This is a genomic window from Streptomyces sp. CNZ301, from assembly GCF_004217425.1.
The window spans coordinates 1950669-1966994 of sequence record NZ_SHLG01000001.1 but is presented as its reverse complement, the minus strand read 5'-3'; the positions used below and the strand labels follow the sequence as shown (position 1 = coordinate 1966994).

Here is a 16326-nt window from a genome sequence, read left to right as displayed (position 1 = left end):
CGGCGGTGGCGCCTTGACGTGGCCTGAAGTGACGGGCCGGACGGCCGGGCCCGGAAGCCTGGCTGTAAGCGCATACATACTCTGTGAGTGAAGGTCCGGCCGTGCAAGGGCCGGGAAGATTACGACTGTGTAACGGAAGTGTTCACGGGGTGCCGGCGGGGGCCGGTGAGGTCTTCCGGGGCGGGCATCCGCAGCTCGACCGGCGGACCACCGAGACCGGCAGCACCTGCGACACCGGCTCCCGGGTGCGGTCCTCGAGCCTCGCGACAAGCAGTTCCACCGCTTCCTCGCCGATCCGCCGCATCGGCTGCCGCACGGTCGTCAGCGCCGGCGTCACCAGACGCCCGAGGGGAATCCCGTCGAAGCCGACCACGGCCAGGTCCTCCGGAACGCGCACGCCGCGGCGGCGCAGCTCCGAGAGTGCGCCGACCGCCATCTGGTCGTTGGCGAACACCACCGCCTGCGGCAGCTCGCCCCCGCGGTCGAGCAGCTGCGCCGCGGCGTGCTCGCCCTCCGCCTGCGTCAGGTCGGACCGTACGTCGGGGCCGTCGGGGACGGGCAGCCCGGCCTCGAGGTGTGCCGCCTGGAAGCCCCGGAAGCGGGCCTCGACGTCGGGGGAGTACTCCGTGCTGCCGGCGAAGGCGAGCCGGGTGAGGCCGTGATCGGCGATGAGATGCCTGGTGAGGGCGAGTTCGCCGTCGAAGTTGGCCACTTCGACATGGTCCAGGTGATCCAGCGGTGCGTCCTCGCGCGGGCCCGCCAGCATCACGACGGGCAGCCGCCGCGAGATGACCTCGAGCTCCTCCGTCGGGACGGTCCGGGCCAGCACCGCGAAGCCGTCCACGCGTCCCGCGACGTCGGCGACCAGGCTCTTGGGGCCCTCGGCGAGGGAGGCCGCGATGAGCAGGGCGTAGCCGTGGCGGCGGGCCGCCCGCTCCATGCCGCGGATTATCTCGTCGGAGTAGAGCATCAGCTCGGCGTCGTCACCCAGGTCCGCGTCCGGGTCCTCGGCGTCCGGGTCCGCGTAGTCGGGGAAGCACAGGCCGAGCACGCGCGTGTTGCGGCTGGCCAGACCCCGGGCGTTGCCGCTCGGTACGTAGCCGAGCTCCCGGGCTGCGGCGAGGACCTTCTCCCGCGTACCGGCGCGCACCGACTCCGGTGCCCGGTAGACTCGCGAAACCGTCGCGATCGAGACGCCTGCTTGCCCGGCGACGTCGTACACGGTGGGAGCATTCACGCGACCGTGCTCTCCTGCCTGGTTCAGGCCGTGGGGCCGCTGGATTGAAAGCGCATTCATCGTACGCCGCCCGCGGAAGCCGCGGCAAGAAGGCGTCGTCCGGGCTCTCGCCCCGCCCCAACTCACCTGTGGTGGGACTGTTTTCGGCCACCGTTCCGCACTCTTCCGGCTCCCTCCGGGCACGTCCGGTGCCGCGACGTGGTGCGCGCATGCCGGAAAGCGCGTGCCTACTCCCGGTAACCCCGGCTCGTGCCGACCAGCTCAGGGCATGCGGACGGCCGGGCCTGCTGCAGCTGTGCGACGTGGGGAACCCGGCGGTCACCGAAGAACTACGGTTTCGGCGGAAAGTTGACTGCGCGAAACCTTGCCGTGCGGGCCGGGTGTCCATAACCTGACTCGCCAGTAACTCTTCCGCACAGCAGGGTCTCCTTCTGTGCGATCCCCCCTCGCACCACGCACGTGCTTCACATCCCCCACGCAAGGGTCACCACGCCAGTCATTCCACAAGGGGACACACCATGAAGGATGCGCACGGCAGGAAGCTGACGGGACGCACGAGCTGGCGGAGATTCGCCGTCCTGTGCGTTCCGGGCTTCGCCGCGACCGCCGCGCTCGCGATCGCACTGGCCAACGGGGCGCTCGCCGCGTCGTTCGCCGTTTCGGGACAGCAGTTCAAGGTGTCCGCGTCCAGCCTGGACGGAGACGGCTTCGCGCAGTACGGCAGCGTGGACCGCAACGCGAGGGGCAAGCTGATACCCGTCGCGGTCACCGCCATCAAGACGGCGAAGATGAACGACCTGTGCCAGTCGGTCGTCACGGACCTGCCCGTCATCGGCAGCATTTCGCTGAACCTCACCGCGGGCACGGGCAGCAAGCCGGTTCAGGCCAGCGACCTCTTCGTCGACGCGACGCAGCTCTCCGGCAACGCGTCCTTCAACAAGATCGAGATCGGACGCGACGCCTCCACCCTCGACAAGGGCCCCAAGGGCGGCCAGGGACTTCAGGACCTGTTCGGACAGCAGGCCGACGACGTCCGCATCACCAAGCTGCAGCAGACGGCCTGGGCGACCAACGCAGGCAAGTTCACCCTCAACAACCTGAGCATGAAAGTGAACAAGGGCACCAAGGAATGCTTCTGATCTGGCGCAAGTGGCGCGGCTGGCGCCGTGGACGGCCCTTCTGGGGCGGCCTGTTCACCGTGGTGTCGGGTGTGGAGATCGGCGTGCTGCCCCTGGCGCCGATGAAGGTGATGCTCCACGAGGGAACGGCCGGCATCCCGTCGGTCGTCATGGCCGCCGTCATGATCGTGCTGGGGCTCAGCGGCTGGTTCGCACCCCAGTACCGGAGTCTCGCGGGCATCATCACCGTCCTGCTCGCGGCCGCCGCCCTGGTGATGTCGAACCTGGGCGGGTTCATGATCGGGACGCTTCTGGGCGTCGTCGGGGGCGCCCTGATGTTCGCCTGGCGGCCGGCGCCGGCCGAACCGGACGGCGAGCCGGCGGGCGGGGACGGCGGCGCGACGCGGGCACCGGCTTCCGCCGAGCCGGCGTCCTTCCGCTCCGAGGCGCCCGAATCCCGTGCCACGTCAGGCAGTTCCGGACTCCCGGAGACGGGTGGCGCCACCAGCACCGGGGCCACCGCGACAGCCGTCGGCACGTCCGGGACCCAGGGCACGGCCGGTACCTCCGGCGGGCCCGGGGCCCCGGGCCCGCCGGGCACGTCCGGCAAGGAAGACTCCGCGGACTCGTCCCTCGCGGCGGCTTTCGGAGTCGACGACGATCCCTTCCCGTCGCCCCGCGACAGCACGGCGCGGAGGCGGGGGCAGGACTGAGCGAACGAGTGCCATCGCATCCCCCTGCACCACCCCCACGAATGCAGTGAAGGAGCCCAAGATGAGCACCCGTTCCCTGCACACCCTGTCCTTACGGGTCGCGGTCACCGCCGCCACGGCCGCAGCCGCGCTCCTGCTCGCCGGCTCGGCGAACGCGAACGCCACCGTCACCGGCCTGCCGGACACACCGGCACAGGCCGGTGACAGGGCGTCAGCAGGTTCGACCACCGTCACGCCCGCCGGTGACGAGTACACCGCCGGACTCTCCGGCGACGCCTCGTTCACCGCGGGCTCGGTGACCGTGACCTGCACCGTCTCCGAGGCGTCGGGCACGATCCCGGCCGCCCCCGGCAACCACAACGACGCCGGACCGGTCGAGTCCGCCGTGAGCGCGCCGACGTACGACTCCTGCACGGCGAGTCTGCCCGGCGTCGAGGCGTCCGTGACGACGAGCGGCGACTGGACCGTTTCCATGCAGCACGGCGATCCCAGCACCGCCGGACTCACCATGCCCGCAGGCGGATTCGTGCTGAAGACGAGCGGCCTGGCCGAATGCACCGTGACCGCCGCACCCGACGGCGCGGCCACCGCCACCGGCGACTGGGCCAATGGCTCGCCGTCGACGCTCACGTTCGACGCCGCCGAGGTCCCCGTGAAGGTCGAGGGCGGCTTCGGCTGCCCGACGAGCGCCACCACTTCCGAGTTCAGCGCGGTGTACGAGATCACCGACACGACCGACCCCGGCGCGGACGTGGCCGTGAACTCCTGACCCCGCGGCAGCGGCCCGGCCCCGCCCCTGACCCCGTGCGTTTCACCGGGGAGCCGCAGGGGCGGCCCCCCAAGCCGGTGCCGCCGCGGGGGCAACGGCCGTCCGGCCTCCGGCCCTCCTTCGCCCCCGTGCCGGGGCGTCGGGGGGCCGGAGGGGTTTGCGGGGCAGCGGCTACCGGCCCTCCTCGTCCTCGCCCTCTTCGTCCTCGAAGTCCTCGTCCTCCCCCTCTTCCTCGTCCTCGTACTCCTCCCCCTCCTCTTCCTCGTCCTCGCGGTCCTCCGGCTCCTCGCGGTCCTCCGGCTCCTCGCGGTCCTCCGGCTCCTCGCGATCCTCCGCCTCCCCCTCTTCCCCCTGTTCTGCCTCCTCCGCGGCGAGCGCGTCCTCGTGGCTTCGCACGAGTTCGCCCTCGCGGACCTCGCCGCGCCAGCCCTCGGGCACCTCCTGGACGCCCAGCGTCACGTACCGCTGGAAGTGCTTGAGGTCGAGCCGCAGCCTGCGGCCCTGGGCACGCCACAGATTGCCCGTCTTCTCGAGGAAGCCGCCGGGGGTGTATTCGACGACGACCACGATCCGGGTGAGGCTGGGAGCCAGTTCGTGGAACGAGACGGCCCCGTGCGTCTTGGTCTCGCCCTTGGTCTCCCAGACGATGCGCTTGTCGGGCACCTGCTCCAGCACCGTTGCCTGCCAACTGCGTTTCGACGGCCCCACCTTGAGGGTCCAGTCGGAGACGGTGGCGTCGTCCTCCGAACGCGACGCCTCGACCACGCCCTTCATGAAGCCGCTGAACTCCTCGAACTCGGTCCAGTGGTCGTACACACGGCGCAGCGGCAGGCCCACGTCGAGCGTCTCGATGATGTTGGTGACCTTCTTCTCCCCGGCCTTGCCGCCGCCTCCGAAGAGCTCCTTCACCTTGCCCGCGGTCTTCTCCTTCGCGGCCTCGGTGATCTGCCCGCCGAGCGCCTTCGCCGGTGACTCCTCACCCTTGAGCACCTTCGCCACCGGCTCGGCCAGGCCGCCGCCGTCGCCTCCCGGGACGGCCTTCTCCGCGAGCTCGCCCGTCTTCTTCCCGGCCGAGCTGACGACGCTGTTGGCCTTCGCCATCAGGTACTTGGAGAGTTCTTCGCGCACCCGGTCGATACCCGACCCGTCGGAGTGCCCGCCGGTGTCCTGCTTGTCTTTCACGGGCATGTGCTTCTACCTCCGGCGTCGGGACGGCTCGGCAGTACTCCGGGCGGACTTCTCGGCCGCCTTCCTGGGGGGCGCCTTCTTCGCCGTCTTCTTCGCCGGCGCCTGCTGCCCCTCTGACTCGCGACGTGGCCTGCGGGGTCTCGTGCGGCCTTCCCCCGTACGCGGTACGCGGCGCTGACGGCCCGCCTGTGCCTCTTCCTCCTCGGCACCCGCCTCCCGCTCGCCCCCCTCTTCTTCGTCCTGCGGCGCCTCCGCTTCGCCCCGCGCGGCCTCCATCACCTCGTTCAGCGACTTCGTCCGGTCGGCGAGCGCGTCGGCGAAGGTGCCCAGCCGCCGGTCGGCAACCGACCTGAGCGCCTCGCGTCCCACGGTCAGTACCTCACCCCGCAGCTGTTCGACGAGCTGGGAGAGCTGACCCGAGTCGCCGAGCCGTTCCGCTCCCGCCGTGAGGAGTTCCTGCGGCTTGGCCTGCATCTTCTTGCTCGCCAGGTATGCGGCGACAGCCATGGCGAGCTTCGCCTTGCGGCCGCGTCCGAGTACGTAGCCGGCGGCGAGGCCCGCCGCCAGGGCAGCTTTCGTGCTCTCACTCATGCGCACCCATCCCGTTCTGCCCTGCGTCGTGGTTCGTGGCCGCACGCCCGCTCGGGGCCGGTGACCTGCGGCAGACGTCCTGTCTCCATGTAGGCACAGAAGTCCCGTCGGCGCCCGGCCGGTTCATCTGTGCGGGTGGAGCCGCCGGGGTGCGCGCGAGAGGGAGCGCGCGGGTGCGCGCGCGGGTGCGGTCACGCGCAGGCCGGACGGTCCCGCCCTACGGCGGCTCCGGCGTACGGGCTGCCGCACCGGCCGGGCCCCGGACGAGCCGAACGGGGTGCGGCGGGACGGGGCGGCGTATGCCACCGCTGTCTCCCGCCGCACCCCGTTCACGGGTGGTGCGGACGACCACGCCGTACAGCGCCCTCACGTGGGGGGCGTCTCGGACGGCGTGGTCCGGAGCGGACCGTGCTCAGGGCCTCCGGGCCATCACCCTGAAAGTGATCATGAACCCGATCAGGGACCAGACCGCGAGGACGGCGAACGGAAGCGTCGCGACGCCCCCGGGCGGGCTGCTGAGCGTGTCGCGGACACTCTCGGCCATGTACTGGAACGGCAGCACCGTGTGCACGGACGCGAACCAGTCGGGCAGCCGGGACGCCGGGAACGTGATCGGTGAGAACATCAGGGCCACGAACACGACCAGCTGCGACATCATCCGGGCCGCCGGCGGCGCCATCCCGTATCCGATGCCGTATCCGATGCCGATCGCGGCGAACGCGGTCAGCAGGATCGCCGGAACGACCAGCCAGCTGATGTTCAGGGTCAGATCGAACCGCAGCTCGGCGACGACCAGTGCGGCCAGCATCCCGGGCAGGGCGGTGACCAGCGCCACCGTCGCATCGGATGCGATGAGAGCGCTCCGGGGCACGGGCAGCGACCGGTTGAACTCGAAGATGCCCTCCTGCTTAGCGGAGGCGGCTTCCTGAGGCCCGATCACCATTCCTACGGTGATGAGGCCCAGCACGGGCGCTCCCGTCGCGAAGTACAGAGCCGTCGCGTCGTCCATCTCGGGCACGAGGTATGCGAATCCGACGATGATGCCCACCGCCAGACACGTCTGGACGACGAGGTTCAGTGGCAGGGTCGCGCGGCTGCGCAACCCGGTCCAGGTCAGCAGCAGACCGTAGCTACGCAGCCAGTGGTTCACCCTGCTCCCCCTTCACCGTCTCGTCGCCGGACTCCCCGCCCGCCAGCTCCAGATACACGTCCTCCAGGCCGACCGGCAGCAGAGCGAACTCCTCGATGGCCCGGGCCTCGCGGAGCTGCTGCGCCCAGGCGAGCGCCTCGGACGCCGCATCGGAGCCGAGCGGAACCACCAGCCGCCGGGAGGCGCGCAGGGGCGGGCCCGCGGTCCGGATGTGGTCGGGGACGGGCGGGAGGCTGTCGACGCTCTCAGCCGTCAGTTCCAGCCTGAGCTCGCCGACCGCGCGGGAGCGGAGCTGCGGAGGCGTCCCCTCCGCGATCACCTTGCCGGAGTCCAGCACCACGATGCGGTCCACGCTCCGCTCGGCCTCGACAACGTTGTGCGTGACGAGGAGAACGGCACAGCCGCGGTTGGCGAGTTCGCGGATCTGGTCCCACAGCAGCCGCCGGCGGACCGGGTCCACGTCGTTGGTCGGCTCGTCCAGCATGACGACCTTGCCGGGCGACGCGGCGGCCATGCCGAACCCCGTCAGCCTCCGGACGCCGCCGGACAGCCGCTCTCCCATGGTGTCGGCCCACTCGCCGAGATCCAGCGCCTCGATCAGTTCGCCGGTCCGTGTGATGGCGTCGCGCTTGCTCAGCCCGCGGATACGGGCCATCGACCTGATGGCCTGCCGGGGCGTCACACCGGACAGGGGTGCGTGGGCCTGGGGCATCACGGCGACCATGCGGCGAACCCTCGCCGGTTCCGCCACCGGGTCGCATCCGTCGACCCGGATGGTCCCGGACGTCGGTAGTACGAGGCCGGCGACCTGGTTGACGAGCGTCGTCTTGCCGGCGCCGTTGTGTCCGAGGAGGCCGACGACCTCACCCGCGTCGACGTGCAAGTCGATGCCGTCATTGGCGCGTTTGCCGCGCTTGTAGGACTTCACAAGATCTTCGATGCGTAACAAATCTTCCCACCCGTTTATTTGGGATTCGGTTGAGGATTCTGTGCTCTGACAGTGAAGGTTCTGCGGCGTGACAGTTTCCCGAGCGTCGGTACGCATGTCAATATGGAGACGGAGAAAGCAGAGTTTTCCCTGTCAAAACATTACATAGAACATTCGGCAGTAAGGCGGCACCGAGAAATTCGCGCGGATATCAGACGAATTGCGCTGTGTGTCCCTTCAGTCCCGTTGTGTTGATCGCTTCTCCGTCCGAGCGGCCACGTGGAGCCGCGCCGCGCGCCGTCTCCGGGGCGACCCCTCCCTGGCCGTGTGACGGTGAATCGCCTGATGGGGGCCGGTCCTTCGAGGTCACCCCCGCGGGGCCGGCGGTCCTCCGCCGCCGCGGTGCCGTCGCCTCCGTCCGACCCCTCGCTCCTGGAAATCCGCCGCACGGCTTTCTCCGGGGAAAACCTCGGAGTTCCGCACTTCGTGCGGCGTCCCGGCGGCCGGGGGCCGTCACCGGAAGGCCGATCGGACCGTTGACCGGAGTTGCTTGCAACGTGACCGGAATTGAACCGCTCCGGCGGCACCGGCCAATGGCCGGACTTCGGTCACGGGCCCCGCCCGGCAGCCTCGTCAGGAAGGTGTCGCCATGCGTGTGGCGAATTCCCTTCGCTTTCGGCCGTGACGGCCCCGGCCCCCCGGCCGTGACCGGCCGGATGTCCGGCGAGGCTCCGGGCAGGAACCACGCTCCGCCGCCCCCCGGTGCCGGGGGAGCGGCGGAGGTCAGCGGCGGGAGCGCTTCACCTGGAGCAACTTGTTGGGTGTGCCGTCGTCCGGGACGCCGGTGAGAACGCCGTCGGCTGCCGCACGGTCCAGTGCCTTGCCCACTTCGCTCGGGCTCGCCTCGGGGTGCCGGCCGAGATGGAGGGCGGCGGCACCGGTGACGTGCGCTCCGGAGACCGTGGTGCCGGACATGGTCTGCGTCCCTCCGCCCGGCCAGGCGGAGGTGATGTCGACGCCGGGTGCGTAGATGTCCAGCCCCTTGCCGAAGTTGCTGAACGAGGCGACCCGGTCACCGCAGTCGGAGGCGCCCACGGTGATGCCCTCGGCCACGCGTGCCGGCGAGGAGTTGGCGACGTCGTCCGCGTCGGCACCGCCTTCGAGCGAGTAAGTGACCCCGGACGCTATGGAGTTGCGCACCGCTTCGTCGAGCGCGTCGCTGACGGGGAGGCCGATGACGAAGTTGGCCACCGAGGGTCCGGAGGCGTGCTCGGTGACCCAGTCGATTCCGTCCAGCACCCCGGCGACGGTGCCGCCGGCCTCCGCGTTGAGCACCTTGACCGAGATCAGCGTGGCCTTCTTGGCCACTCCGTACTCCGTGCCGCCGACGATTCCGGCCATGTGGGTGCCGTTGCCGTTCTCGTCCCGGCCGTCGCCGCCGAAGGCGTCGAACCCGGGCTTGGCTCGGGACTCGAGGTCGGGGTGGTCGTAGTCGATGCCGGTGTCGATCATGTAGACGTCCACGCCGGCGCCCGCGTTCGACGGGTACGTGTAGGAACCGTCGAGCGGAAGCGAGGCCTGGTCGATGCGGTCCAGGCCGCAGGAGAGCTCCCCCCTCTGCGTCGTCCTGCGCGAAGTCGGCCTCTGCACCTCGGTGTTCTGCTCCACCAGCCGCACCGACGGATCGGCCGCTATGCGCTGCGCCTCCTCCTTTCCGGCCTTGATCAGCACCCCGTCGAGCGCTCTGTCGTATCTCTCCAGCACTCTCACGCCGTACTCTCCGGCGACGTCCGGCTTCTCTCCCTTCTTGAACACCACCACGTAACTGCCCTTCACAGCCTTGGCACTTGTGGCGTTGACGACTGTCCCGGACTCCTCGGCGTGGCCCGGGGCCGCGGCCAAGCCGATGCTCAGCAGCGCACCGGCGGCCAGGGCGGTGACGGCCTTCTTGCGGTTGATGGTCAGAGCGACGGTTCGCATTGTTCTCCCCACGGGTGAAAGGTCTGTTGCCGGTTGTCGTTGTTGCATGCATGACAGCGCGCGCGGCCACGCCGGAGCAGGCCGTTGGTACGGGCCCCGGAGAGGGGCGGCAGAGCTGTACGTGAGCGTGGTGGTGCTGGCCCCGGGCAGGGGCGGCAGAGCTGTACTGCAGCGTGCAGGGCAGCGCCGGCCGGTCAGGTACTCGGCCGGTCCTCGGCCCCCCGCGGGGTTTACGGCAGCCGGGCCGCTCCGCACGGAGAAGGGGGCCGCTGAGCTGCGGCGAGTGGACGGCACCGCGCCCACGATCCCCGAGGTCCGGTGGAACCGGCCGTGACCCGGGACGCGTCCGGGGCGGTCCGTTCCGCTCGCGGCGGCGGACCGGTGCCGGCCCCGGTCCGCGCCGACGAACGCCGGTGCGCACCCACGCGGACGATGCCGCGCGTCTTGAGCAGGCGAGGACCGGCACAGCCGGTGATCAGCACCCTCACCACGGCCACCGAAGCCGCGGTGCCATCCACCGGAGCCGTCCGACGGGACGACGGTGAAACCAACGCCCCATCCAGCGAAGGAAGTTGGCTGGGAGCCGACCGCTGTGACAGTCCATCACGCATGACACGGCATCATGTCTCATCGATCTCACGCCACGTAAGACAAATGCTGAAATCGTGACGGCGACATTGTGTCCGCCGCCGCTCCTTGCCCGGGAGGCGGTCGGACCGCGGGCTTATCCGCCTCCCTCGTCGGCGTCCCTGACCTGCCAACACCTGTGCGAACACGAGGACTTGGCGGAGCGAACCGCCTCCGGAGCGGAGCGCCGGCGGTCCGCTGGACGTCACGCCGCGTGCCCTGCGTACACCCTGCCCGGAAGCAGGACGAGGCGGAGCGCGGGCGATGGAGCGGCCGCTGCCTGCCGCGGTGCCGCTCACCTAAGGTGAGCCCATGGCCGGAGAGTTATCCTCACGAAGCCCGGGATCCCCGGGGACCGACGTCCTGCGGGGGCTGCCCGGCGCCCGGACGCACAGGGGAGCGCCGTGTTCCTTTCACTTCTGAGCGCCGTGCTGATCCTGTGCCTCGTGGGCGCCGTGCACTGGTACCTGTGGAAGCGGCTGGTCAAGGACGTCTCCCGCGACGCCGGTCCCTGGCGCCGTGCCGGCACCGCGCTGGTGCTGCTGTCCGCCGCGGTCTCGGTCGGCATCCTGGTCGCCGGACCCGAGGGCCCGCCCTTCGAGTCCCTGCGCGTCTTCGCCTGGGCGGATCTGTGGGCGGCGCTGCTGCTCTACCTCGCCCTCGCCGTGCTCCTCGGCGAGCTCGTCCGGCCCCTGCTCCGCCGTCTCCTCGCGCATCGTGCCGCCCGCACGGCCGAGCGCGGCGCCGAGGCGGCTGCAGGCGGGGCGCCCACCGCCGCTCCGGACCCGGGCAGTTCCGCGGCGGACGGGCGGACGGGCGGCGGAACCGGTGACGGGGACGGTCGCGGGGAGGGGCGTAGGCCGGCTTCCGGTTCCGAGGGCGAAGGCCGAGGAGGGGAGACCTCCGGGGGCCCGGAGGTGAGGAGCGCCGACTCCTCCCGCAGGCTCTTCGTCGCCCGTACCGTCGCGATCGGTGCGACTGCCCTCGGTGCGGCGCTCACCTATGATGAGGCGATGGGTGATGAGTCTCCGTCACAAGGCCCGGGGGTGCGGGGAATCGAGGTCTCGCTGCCCTTCACGGGAAGGTGGCGCGTCGAGAACAGCCCGGCCAGACGGGTTCCGAGCCATGGGACCGACTTGTTCGGCGGGCGCTACGCCATCGACTTCGTCGGAGTTGACGAGCGTCACCGCTCGGCGGGCAGCCGCAGCTGGCGCACCTTCTTCGCCACCGAACCGCCCGAGCTCTACTTCGCCTTCGGACAGCCGATCCTGGCTCCCGGGAACGGCACCGTGGTCCACGTGCACGACGGCGAGCACGATCACGAAGGGAGGCGCTCGCAGCTGGCGTTGGTGCCGTACGCGCTGGGCCAGGGTGCACGGCTCCGCCAGGGCGTAGGGGCCGTCGCCGGTAACTACGTGATCATCTCGCTGCGGGGGACCGGCACATACGTCGCGCTGACGCACTTCCAGACCGGCTCGATCCGCGTGTCCGCGGGCGACGAGGTGAAGGAGGGCCAGCACATCGCGAATTGCGGCAACTCGGGCAACTCCACACAGCCGCACGTGCACATGCAGGCCATGGACAGCTCGGACCTGTCCGTGGCCCGGGGAGTGCCGATGCTCTTCCGCCGTTTCCGCGAATGGCCGTCCGGTCCGCGGGAGCACCGGGTCAGGGAGCGGGCGGTCCCGGGTGAGCGCGTGGTGGTCGAGGCACTGCCGGTCCGCTGACGGCGGCGTTTGCGCCCAGGCCCGCCACGGGCTTCCGCGTGCGGACATACTTTGCGCATGTCCCGCTTATGTCTGACGACCCGTCGCGTCTCGTGGTTGCCGCTCGCCTCCGGTCCGTGGTCCTGGTTCGTCCGGATCCGCCTCGTCCATAACCTCGCGAAGCACACGAGCGGTTGGGGGCCAGGGGCTTGTGCGTACGCCTCGTCCGCGCCGGCCGCGGCCGGCACGGCCCTCCTGGCCGGTGCGGCGCCCGGCGTCATCGGTCTGCGAGAGCTGCGCGATGCCCGCAGGGGCGGGGACGGGGGCGCGCCGAGATGGCCCTCCTGCTCCTGAACCTCGTCGCGATCCCCCTCCTGACCACCGTGCACTGGTACTTGTGGAGGCGCCTGGTCAAGGACGTCTCACGCAAGGGCGGCCCGTGGCGGCGTACGGGCACCGTGCTGGTGTGGACTCTCGCCGCGACTACCGTCGCAACCTTGATCGCCGGGCCGGCCGGGGCGCCCTTCGGGCTCCTTCGCGTCATTGCCTGGCCGGGCTTCCTCTGGATGGCGCTGCTGCTGTATCTCAGCTGCGCCCTGCTCCTGGGCGAGTTCCTCAGGCCGCTCCTCCAGCGGGGTCTCGCCCGCCGTGCTGCTCGGCAGCGGGACGGGAGCGCCCCCGTGCCGCGAGTGCCGGAGGAGCCCGGAGCGGAGCCCGAACCGGCGGACGAGGTCCTGGTCGGCGCCGGTGCCGAGCGCGGCCCCAGAGCCGAAGAGGAGTTCGGGCGCGATGTGCCGGACAGAAGCGGGAAGGGCTGCGGACGAAGACGCGGGTCCGTCGTCCCCCGTGCCGGTGCCGGTGCCGGTGCCGGTGCCGGTGTCGGTTCCGGAGGTGTGGTTTCCGGCGACGAGACGACGGGCGCCGGGCCCTCTCGCAGGCTTTTCGTCGCCCGGGCCATCGCGATCAGCGCCACCGCCGTCGCCACCGGCACCGTGACCACAGGCGCCGTCGGCGTCCTCGACGGCCCCACGACCAGGCGCGTCACGGTCACCCTCCCCAAGCTGCCGCGCCGCGTCCACGGCTACCGCATCGCGGTGGTCAGCGACGTGCACCTCGGCCCCGTACTGGGACGCGGTCACACCGTCCGCGTCGTCGAGGCGATCAACGCCACTCAGCCCGACCTGGTCGCCGTCGTCGGCGACGTGGTCGACGGCACCGTCGAGGATCTCGGCCCGGCGGTCGAACCGTTCACCCGGCTCCGCTCCCGGCACGGCACCTACTTCGTGACCGGCAACCACGAGTACTTCGGCGACGCCCGGTCCTGGGTCGGCCACTTCCGCGACATCGGCATCCACCCGCTGGAGAACGAACGCCGCGAACTGCCCGGCTTCGACCTCGCGGGGGTCAACGACCTCGGAGGCGAACCCATCGGCCAGGGGCCCGACTTCGAGGCCGCGCTCGGCGACCGCGACCCCGCCCGTGCGTCCGTGCTCCTCGCGCACCAGCCCGTGCAGATCCACGACGCCGTCGACCACGGCGTGGGCCTCCAGCTCTCGGGCCACACCCACGGGGGTCAGCTCTGGCCGGGGCCCTACCTCGCCAGGCTGGACAACCCCACGGTGGCCGGCCTGGAACGCTACGGAGACACCCAGCTCTACGTGACACGAGGCGCGGGTGCCTGGGGCCCGCCCGTCCGCGTGGGCGCCGAGTCCGACATCACCGTCGTCACCCTCGCCTCCCCCCTCGCCTGACGGTCCGGGGGCACAACACTAGGGATTTCCCCAGGGTTTCCGCCGCGTCCGGCCGGCTGACCGTGCACCCTCCGACCGGGGCCGGCGCGCCGTCGTCGCGCCCGGGGCCCATCAGGCGTTTCGACTGCCGGTGATCCCGACCGGCAGTCCGACATGGCCGGTTGAACGACCACTGATCGTGATTTCTGCCACTCGGAGATGCGATTGACCGTCGGTGAAACCGGCCGGTAAGAACCTTCGCTCTCGAAGCGGCGCGCGCCGGTCCACGCATGGACCCGCCTCCATCCGCCGCAGTCAACGACGAGTCCGAGGAACCCTTATGCACTCTTGCCTCTTATCCGACGATGTCTCGGTCGGTGCTCCGACGCGCCCGGTGCCGCGGCAGGTGCGGCCGTGAGCCGGCAGCTGCGGCTGATGGCCGTGCACGCGCATCCCGACGACGAGTCGAGCAAGGGCGCCGCGACCATGGCGAAATACGCCTCCGCGGGAGTGGACGTGCTGGTGGTGACGTGCACCGGCGGCGAGCGCGGCTCCGTCCTCAACCCGAAACACCAGGGCGACCCCGGCATCGGGGAGAACATCTGCGAGGTTCGCCGCAAGGAGATGAACGAGGCCTGCGGGATCCTCGGTGTGAGGCACGCGTGGCTCGGCTTCGCCGATTCCGGGCTCCCAGAGGGTGATCCGCTGCCGCCGCTGCCGGAGGGCTGCTTCGCACGTCAGGACGTTGCGACGGCGGCCGCGCCGCTGGTGAGGCTGATCCGCGAGTTCCGTCCGCACGTGGTCACCACGTACGACGAGGACGGCGGCTACCCGCACCCCGACCACGTCATGACGCACAAGATCTCCATGGCGGCCTTGGAAGTGGCGGGCGACCCGGTCAAGTACCCGGAGGAGGGTCCGAGTTGGCAGCCGCGGAAGATCTACTACAACCAGACCCTCAACCCGCGACGCACTCGCGCCCTGCACGAGGCGATGCTGAAGCGCGGCCCGCAGTCCTCCTGCGCCGACTGGCTGCGGACGATGGTGGAGTGCGGCCACCGCGAGCGGAAGCTCACGACCTTTGTGACCTGCGGTGACTTCTTCGAGGTCCGCGACAGGGCGCTGGCCGCCCACGCCACCCAGATCGACCCGGACGGGGCCTGGTTCCGTGTCCCGCTGGAGATCCAGAAGCAGATCTGGCCGACGGAGGAGTACGAGCTCGTGAAGTCGCTCGTGGACACCTGCCTCCCCGAGAACGACCTGTTCTCCGGGCTCAGGCCGCCGCCCCCGGTCCCGCCCGTACGGGACCGCTTCGCGATCAGCTCCGTGGAAGCGGCCTGATCCGACGCGGTCGTACGAGCAACTGCGGTGCGGCCGCCGGTGTCCCGTGCGTCCGCATCCGGAAGAGCGGAGGAGCTCACCCGCGCCCGGTGGCCCACCGGTTCCGGAGCGCCCGCGAGGGCGGTGCCACCGGGCCCGGGTGAGCGCCGCGGGACGCCCGGAGCCTGTCGGGGGCGGCCTTGACGACCAGCCGACCCGGCATGACATACATGATCATGCCGGACATGACTTATGTCATCGAATCACTGCCGGAGCAGCGGAAAGCGGGAAGTCAGGCGCCGATGGCTCCGGCGGGTCGACCCCGACCGTTGACGGACGCAGCAGTACGCGTATAAACATTCCCCTCGTGTGAACAGGTTGTGAACGGGCTCGGCTCAGAAGGGCCTCTCGCAAGCGAGGTACGTCGCCTGTGACTTCCACAGGGACTTTTCCCGGTCGGGGGACTGAAAATGGAGAGACGGGTCAGACGCAAATCCGGTGACTCTTCTGATGTCAGCGGTTGTGGCGTCAGCGGCTTAGCCGGCGGCGAAGTCGTTCTGGTCCGCACCCGAGTGGCGATACCGGCCGAGAACCCGAGTGGGTTGAAAATTTCCAGCAGGCCGGCCGTCCGCCCGGCGCGCGGAATATGCAGCACCGCTCCGAAGCGACGTAAGCATTCCTCACCGGCACCCCGAGCGTTTTCCGACAGGTGCCCGCAGATCCCGGGCGAAAGCGGCCGGGCGCGGGGGTTATCGGCCCCACGCTCCTTAGCCGTCGAAGTGGTCTCCCAGGGGGCGGAGATCCGCGGAGCTCTTCCGGTGTCCCCTCGCTCGGCCCGGCCGGCGGACCCACCGGTTCCAGCGGCGTCACCGACCCAGCCGGCGTCGACACTCTCGATGCCCTCGACGCGATCAGGGCGACAGGCGCTTCGGCGCCCTCAGGGCGAAGAAGGTGACAGGCAGCACCCGCTCGCCGCCCTGCCGCAAGACCTTCGAAGCCGGTTCCTGCGACTCCCCGCCCCGGACCGCGGCAAGGCCCGTCCCGGGCCGGACATCGAGCCTCCCGGTTCCCGAAGCGCACATCTGACGCGCGGATCCTGGGCCACCGCTCCACCCCGTCAGTCACATGACCGGCCCGACGCCCTCGGGCCCGGGTCTCCCGCAGGTCCCTGACGAGGAATCACCGGGCCCGGTCCGGGCCCAACGCATCGGTTACGTCCGTGCGCACCGCTCAGAGAACGGCCGGTGCCGGCCGTCCTGGGAAACGGAA

General features: G+C 70.7%; 13 protein-coding genes. 7 read left to right on the top strand and 6 right to left on the bottom strand.

Going from position 1 to position 16326, the window contains the following annotated elements; genetic code table 11:
* Nucleotides 1-142: 142 nt before the first annotated feature.
* The gene (locus EV375_RS08505; protein ID WP_130298903.1) at nt 143-1237 is read right to left on the bottom strand and encodes a LacI family DNA-binding transcriptional regulator; all 1095 of its coding nucleotides are present in this window, start codon (nt 1235-1237) and stop codon (nt 143-145) included.
* Between the two features lie 518 nt (nt 1238-1755).
* On the opposite strand from EV375_RS08505, the gene EV375_RS08500 reads away from it, so the two are divergent.
* The 3 genes from EV375_RS08500 (at nt 1756) to EV375_RS08490 (ending at nt 3837) form a co-directional block, all read left to right on the top strand.
* Complete coding sequence (locus EV375_RS08500) at nt 1756-2376, top strand: DUF6230 family protein (protein ID WP_130298902.1); 621 nt, start codon at nt 1756-1758, stop codon at nt 2374-2376.
* Nucleotides 2367-3068, top strand: coding sequence for a DUF6114 domain-containing protein (locus tag EV375_RS29350; protein WP_207228024.1), 702 nt, complete (start codon nt 2367-2369; stop codon nt 3066-3068). Before EV375_RS08500 ends, EV375_RS29350 begins: the two co-directional genes overlap by 10 nt.
* Before the next feature lie 61 nt (nt 3069-3129).
* Nucleotides 3130-3837 (top strand): hypothetical protein, encoded by a 708-nt coding sequence (locus EV375_RS08490; protein ID WP_130298901.1) that lies wholly within the window; start codon nt 3130-3132, stop codon nt 3835-3837.
* Nucleotides 3838-4008: 171 nt separating this feature from the next.
* On the opposite strand, the gene EV375_RS08485 is transcribed toward EV375_RS08490, so the two are convergent.
* The 5 genes from EV375_RS08485 to EV375_RS08465 form a co-directional block, all read right to left on the bottom strand.
* Nucleotides 4009-5025, bottom strand: a complete 1017-nt coding sequence (locus tag EV375_RS08485) for an SRPBCC family protein (protein ID WP_130298900.1) — start codon at nt 5023-5025, stop codon at nt 4009-4011.
* Nucleotides 5026-5031: 6 nt separating this feature from the next.
* Nucleotides 5032-5616 (bottom strand): hypothetical protein, encoded by a 585-nt coding sequence (locus tag EV375_RS29065; protein ID WP_165434699.1) that lies wholly within the window; start codon nt 5614-5616, stop codon nt 5032-5034.
* Nucleotides 5617-6028: 412 nt separating this feature from the next.
* A complete protein-coding gene (locus EV375_RS08475; RefSeq protein WP_130298898.1) occupies nt 6029-6766 on the bottom strand; it encodes an ABC transporter permease in 738 nt (245 codons plus the stop codon).
* Nucleotides 6747-7715 carry an ABC transporter ATP-binding protein gene (locus EV375_RS08470; RefSeq protein WP_207228022.1) on the bottom strand — a complete coding sequence of 323 codons (969 nt, stop codon included), beginning with the start codon at nt 7713-7715 and terminating at the stop codon, nt 6747-6749. The genes EV375_RS08475 and EV375_RS08470 overlap by 20 nt, the downstream gene beginning before the upstream one ends.
* A gap of 762 nt (nt 7716-8477) precedes the next feature.
* The gene (locus EV375_RS08465) at nt 8478-9674 is read right to left on the bottom strand and encodes a S8 family serine peptidase (RefSeq protein ID WP_130298896.1); all 1197 of its coding nucleotides are present in this window, start codon (nt 9672-9674) and stop codon (nt 8478-8480) included.
* Between the two features lie 1031 nt (nt 9675-10705).
* Between EV375_RS08465 and EV375_RS29640 the strand changes: the two genes are divergently transcribed.
* The 4 genes from EV375_RS29640 (at nt 10706) to mca (ending at nt 15078) form a co-directional block, all read left to right on the top strand.
* Nucleotides 10706-12028, top strand: a complete 1323-nt coding sequence (locus tag EV375_RS29640; RefSeq protein ID WP_486588368.1) for a M23 family metallopeptidase — start codon at nt 10706-10708, stop codon at nt 12026-12028.
* Between the two features lie 57 nt (nt 12029-12085).
* Complete coding sequence (locus EV375_RS29635) at nt 12086-12361, top strand: SCO4848 family membrane protein (RefSeq protein ID WP_486588367.1); 276 nt, start codon at nt 12086-12088, stop codon at nt 12359-12361.
* Nucleotides 12343-13758, top strand: coding sequence for a metallophosphoesterase (locus tag EV375_RS08455; protein ID WP_130298895.1), 1416 nt, complete (start codon nt 12343-12345; stop codon nt 13756-13758). Before EV375_RS29635 ends, EV375_RS08455 begins: the two co-directional genes overlap by 19 nt.
* Nucleotides 13759-14151: 393 nt before the next feature.
* Nucleotides 14152-15078 (top strand): mycothiol conjugate amidase Mca, encoded by a 927-nt coding sequence (gene mca, locus EV375_RS08450; RefSeq protein WP_130298894.1) that lies wholly within the window; start codon nt 14152-14154, stop codon nt 15076-15078.
* The last annotated feature ends 1248 nt before the right edge of the window (nt 15079-16326 follow it).

What these genes read in the sequence shown, in the direction of transcription:
- EV375_RS08500 (WP_130298902.1), top strand. Translation starts at nt 1,756, where the DNA reads ATGAAGGATGCGCACGGCAGGAAGCTGACGGGACGCACGAGCTGGCGG.
- EV375_RS29350 (WP_207228024.1), top strand. Translation starts at nt 2,367, where the DNA reads ATGCTTCTGATCTGGCGCAAGTGGCGCGGCTGGCGCCGTGGACGGCCC.
- EV375_RS08490 (WP_130298901.1), top strand. Translation starts at nt 3,130, where the DNA reads ATGAGCACCCGTTCCCTGCACACCCTGTCCTTACGGGTCGCGGTCACC.
- EV375_RS08485 (WP_130298900.1), bottom strand. Translation starts at nt 5,025, where the DNA reads ATGCCCGTGAAAGACAAGCAGGACACCGGCGGGCACTCCGACGGGTCG.
- EV375_RS29065 (WP_165434699.1), bottom strand. Translation starts at nt 5,616, where the DNA reads ATGAGTGAGAGCACGAAAGCTGCCCTGGCGGCGGGCCTCGCCGCCGGC.
- EV375_RS08465 (WP_130298896.1), bottom strand. Translation starts at nt 9,674, where the DNA reads ATGCGAACCGTCGCTCTGACCATCAACCGCAAGAAGGCCGTCACCGCC.
- EV375_RS29635 (WP_486588367.1), top strand. Translation starts at nt 12,086, where the DNA reads ATGTCCCGCTTATGTCTGACGACCCGTCGCGTCTCGTGGTTGCCGCTC.
- EV375_RS08455 (WP_130298895.1), top strand. Translation starts at nt 12,343, where the DNA reads ATGGCCCTCCTGCTCCTGAACCTCGTCGCGATCCCCCTCCTGACCACC.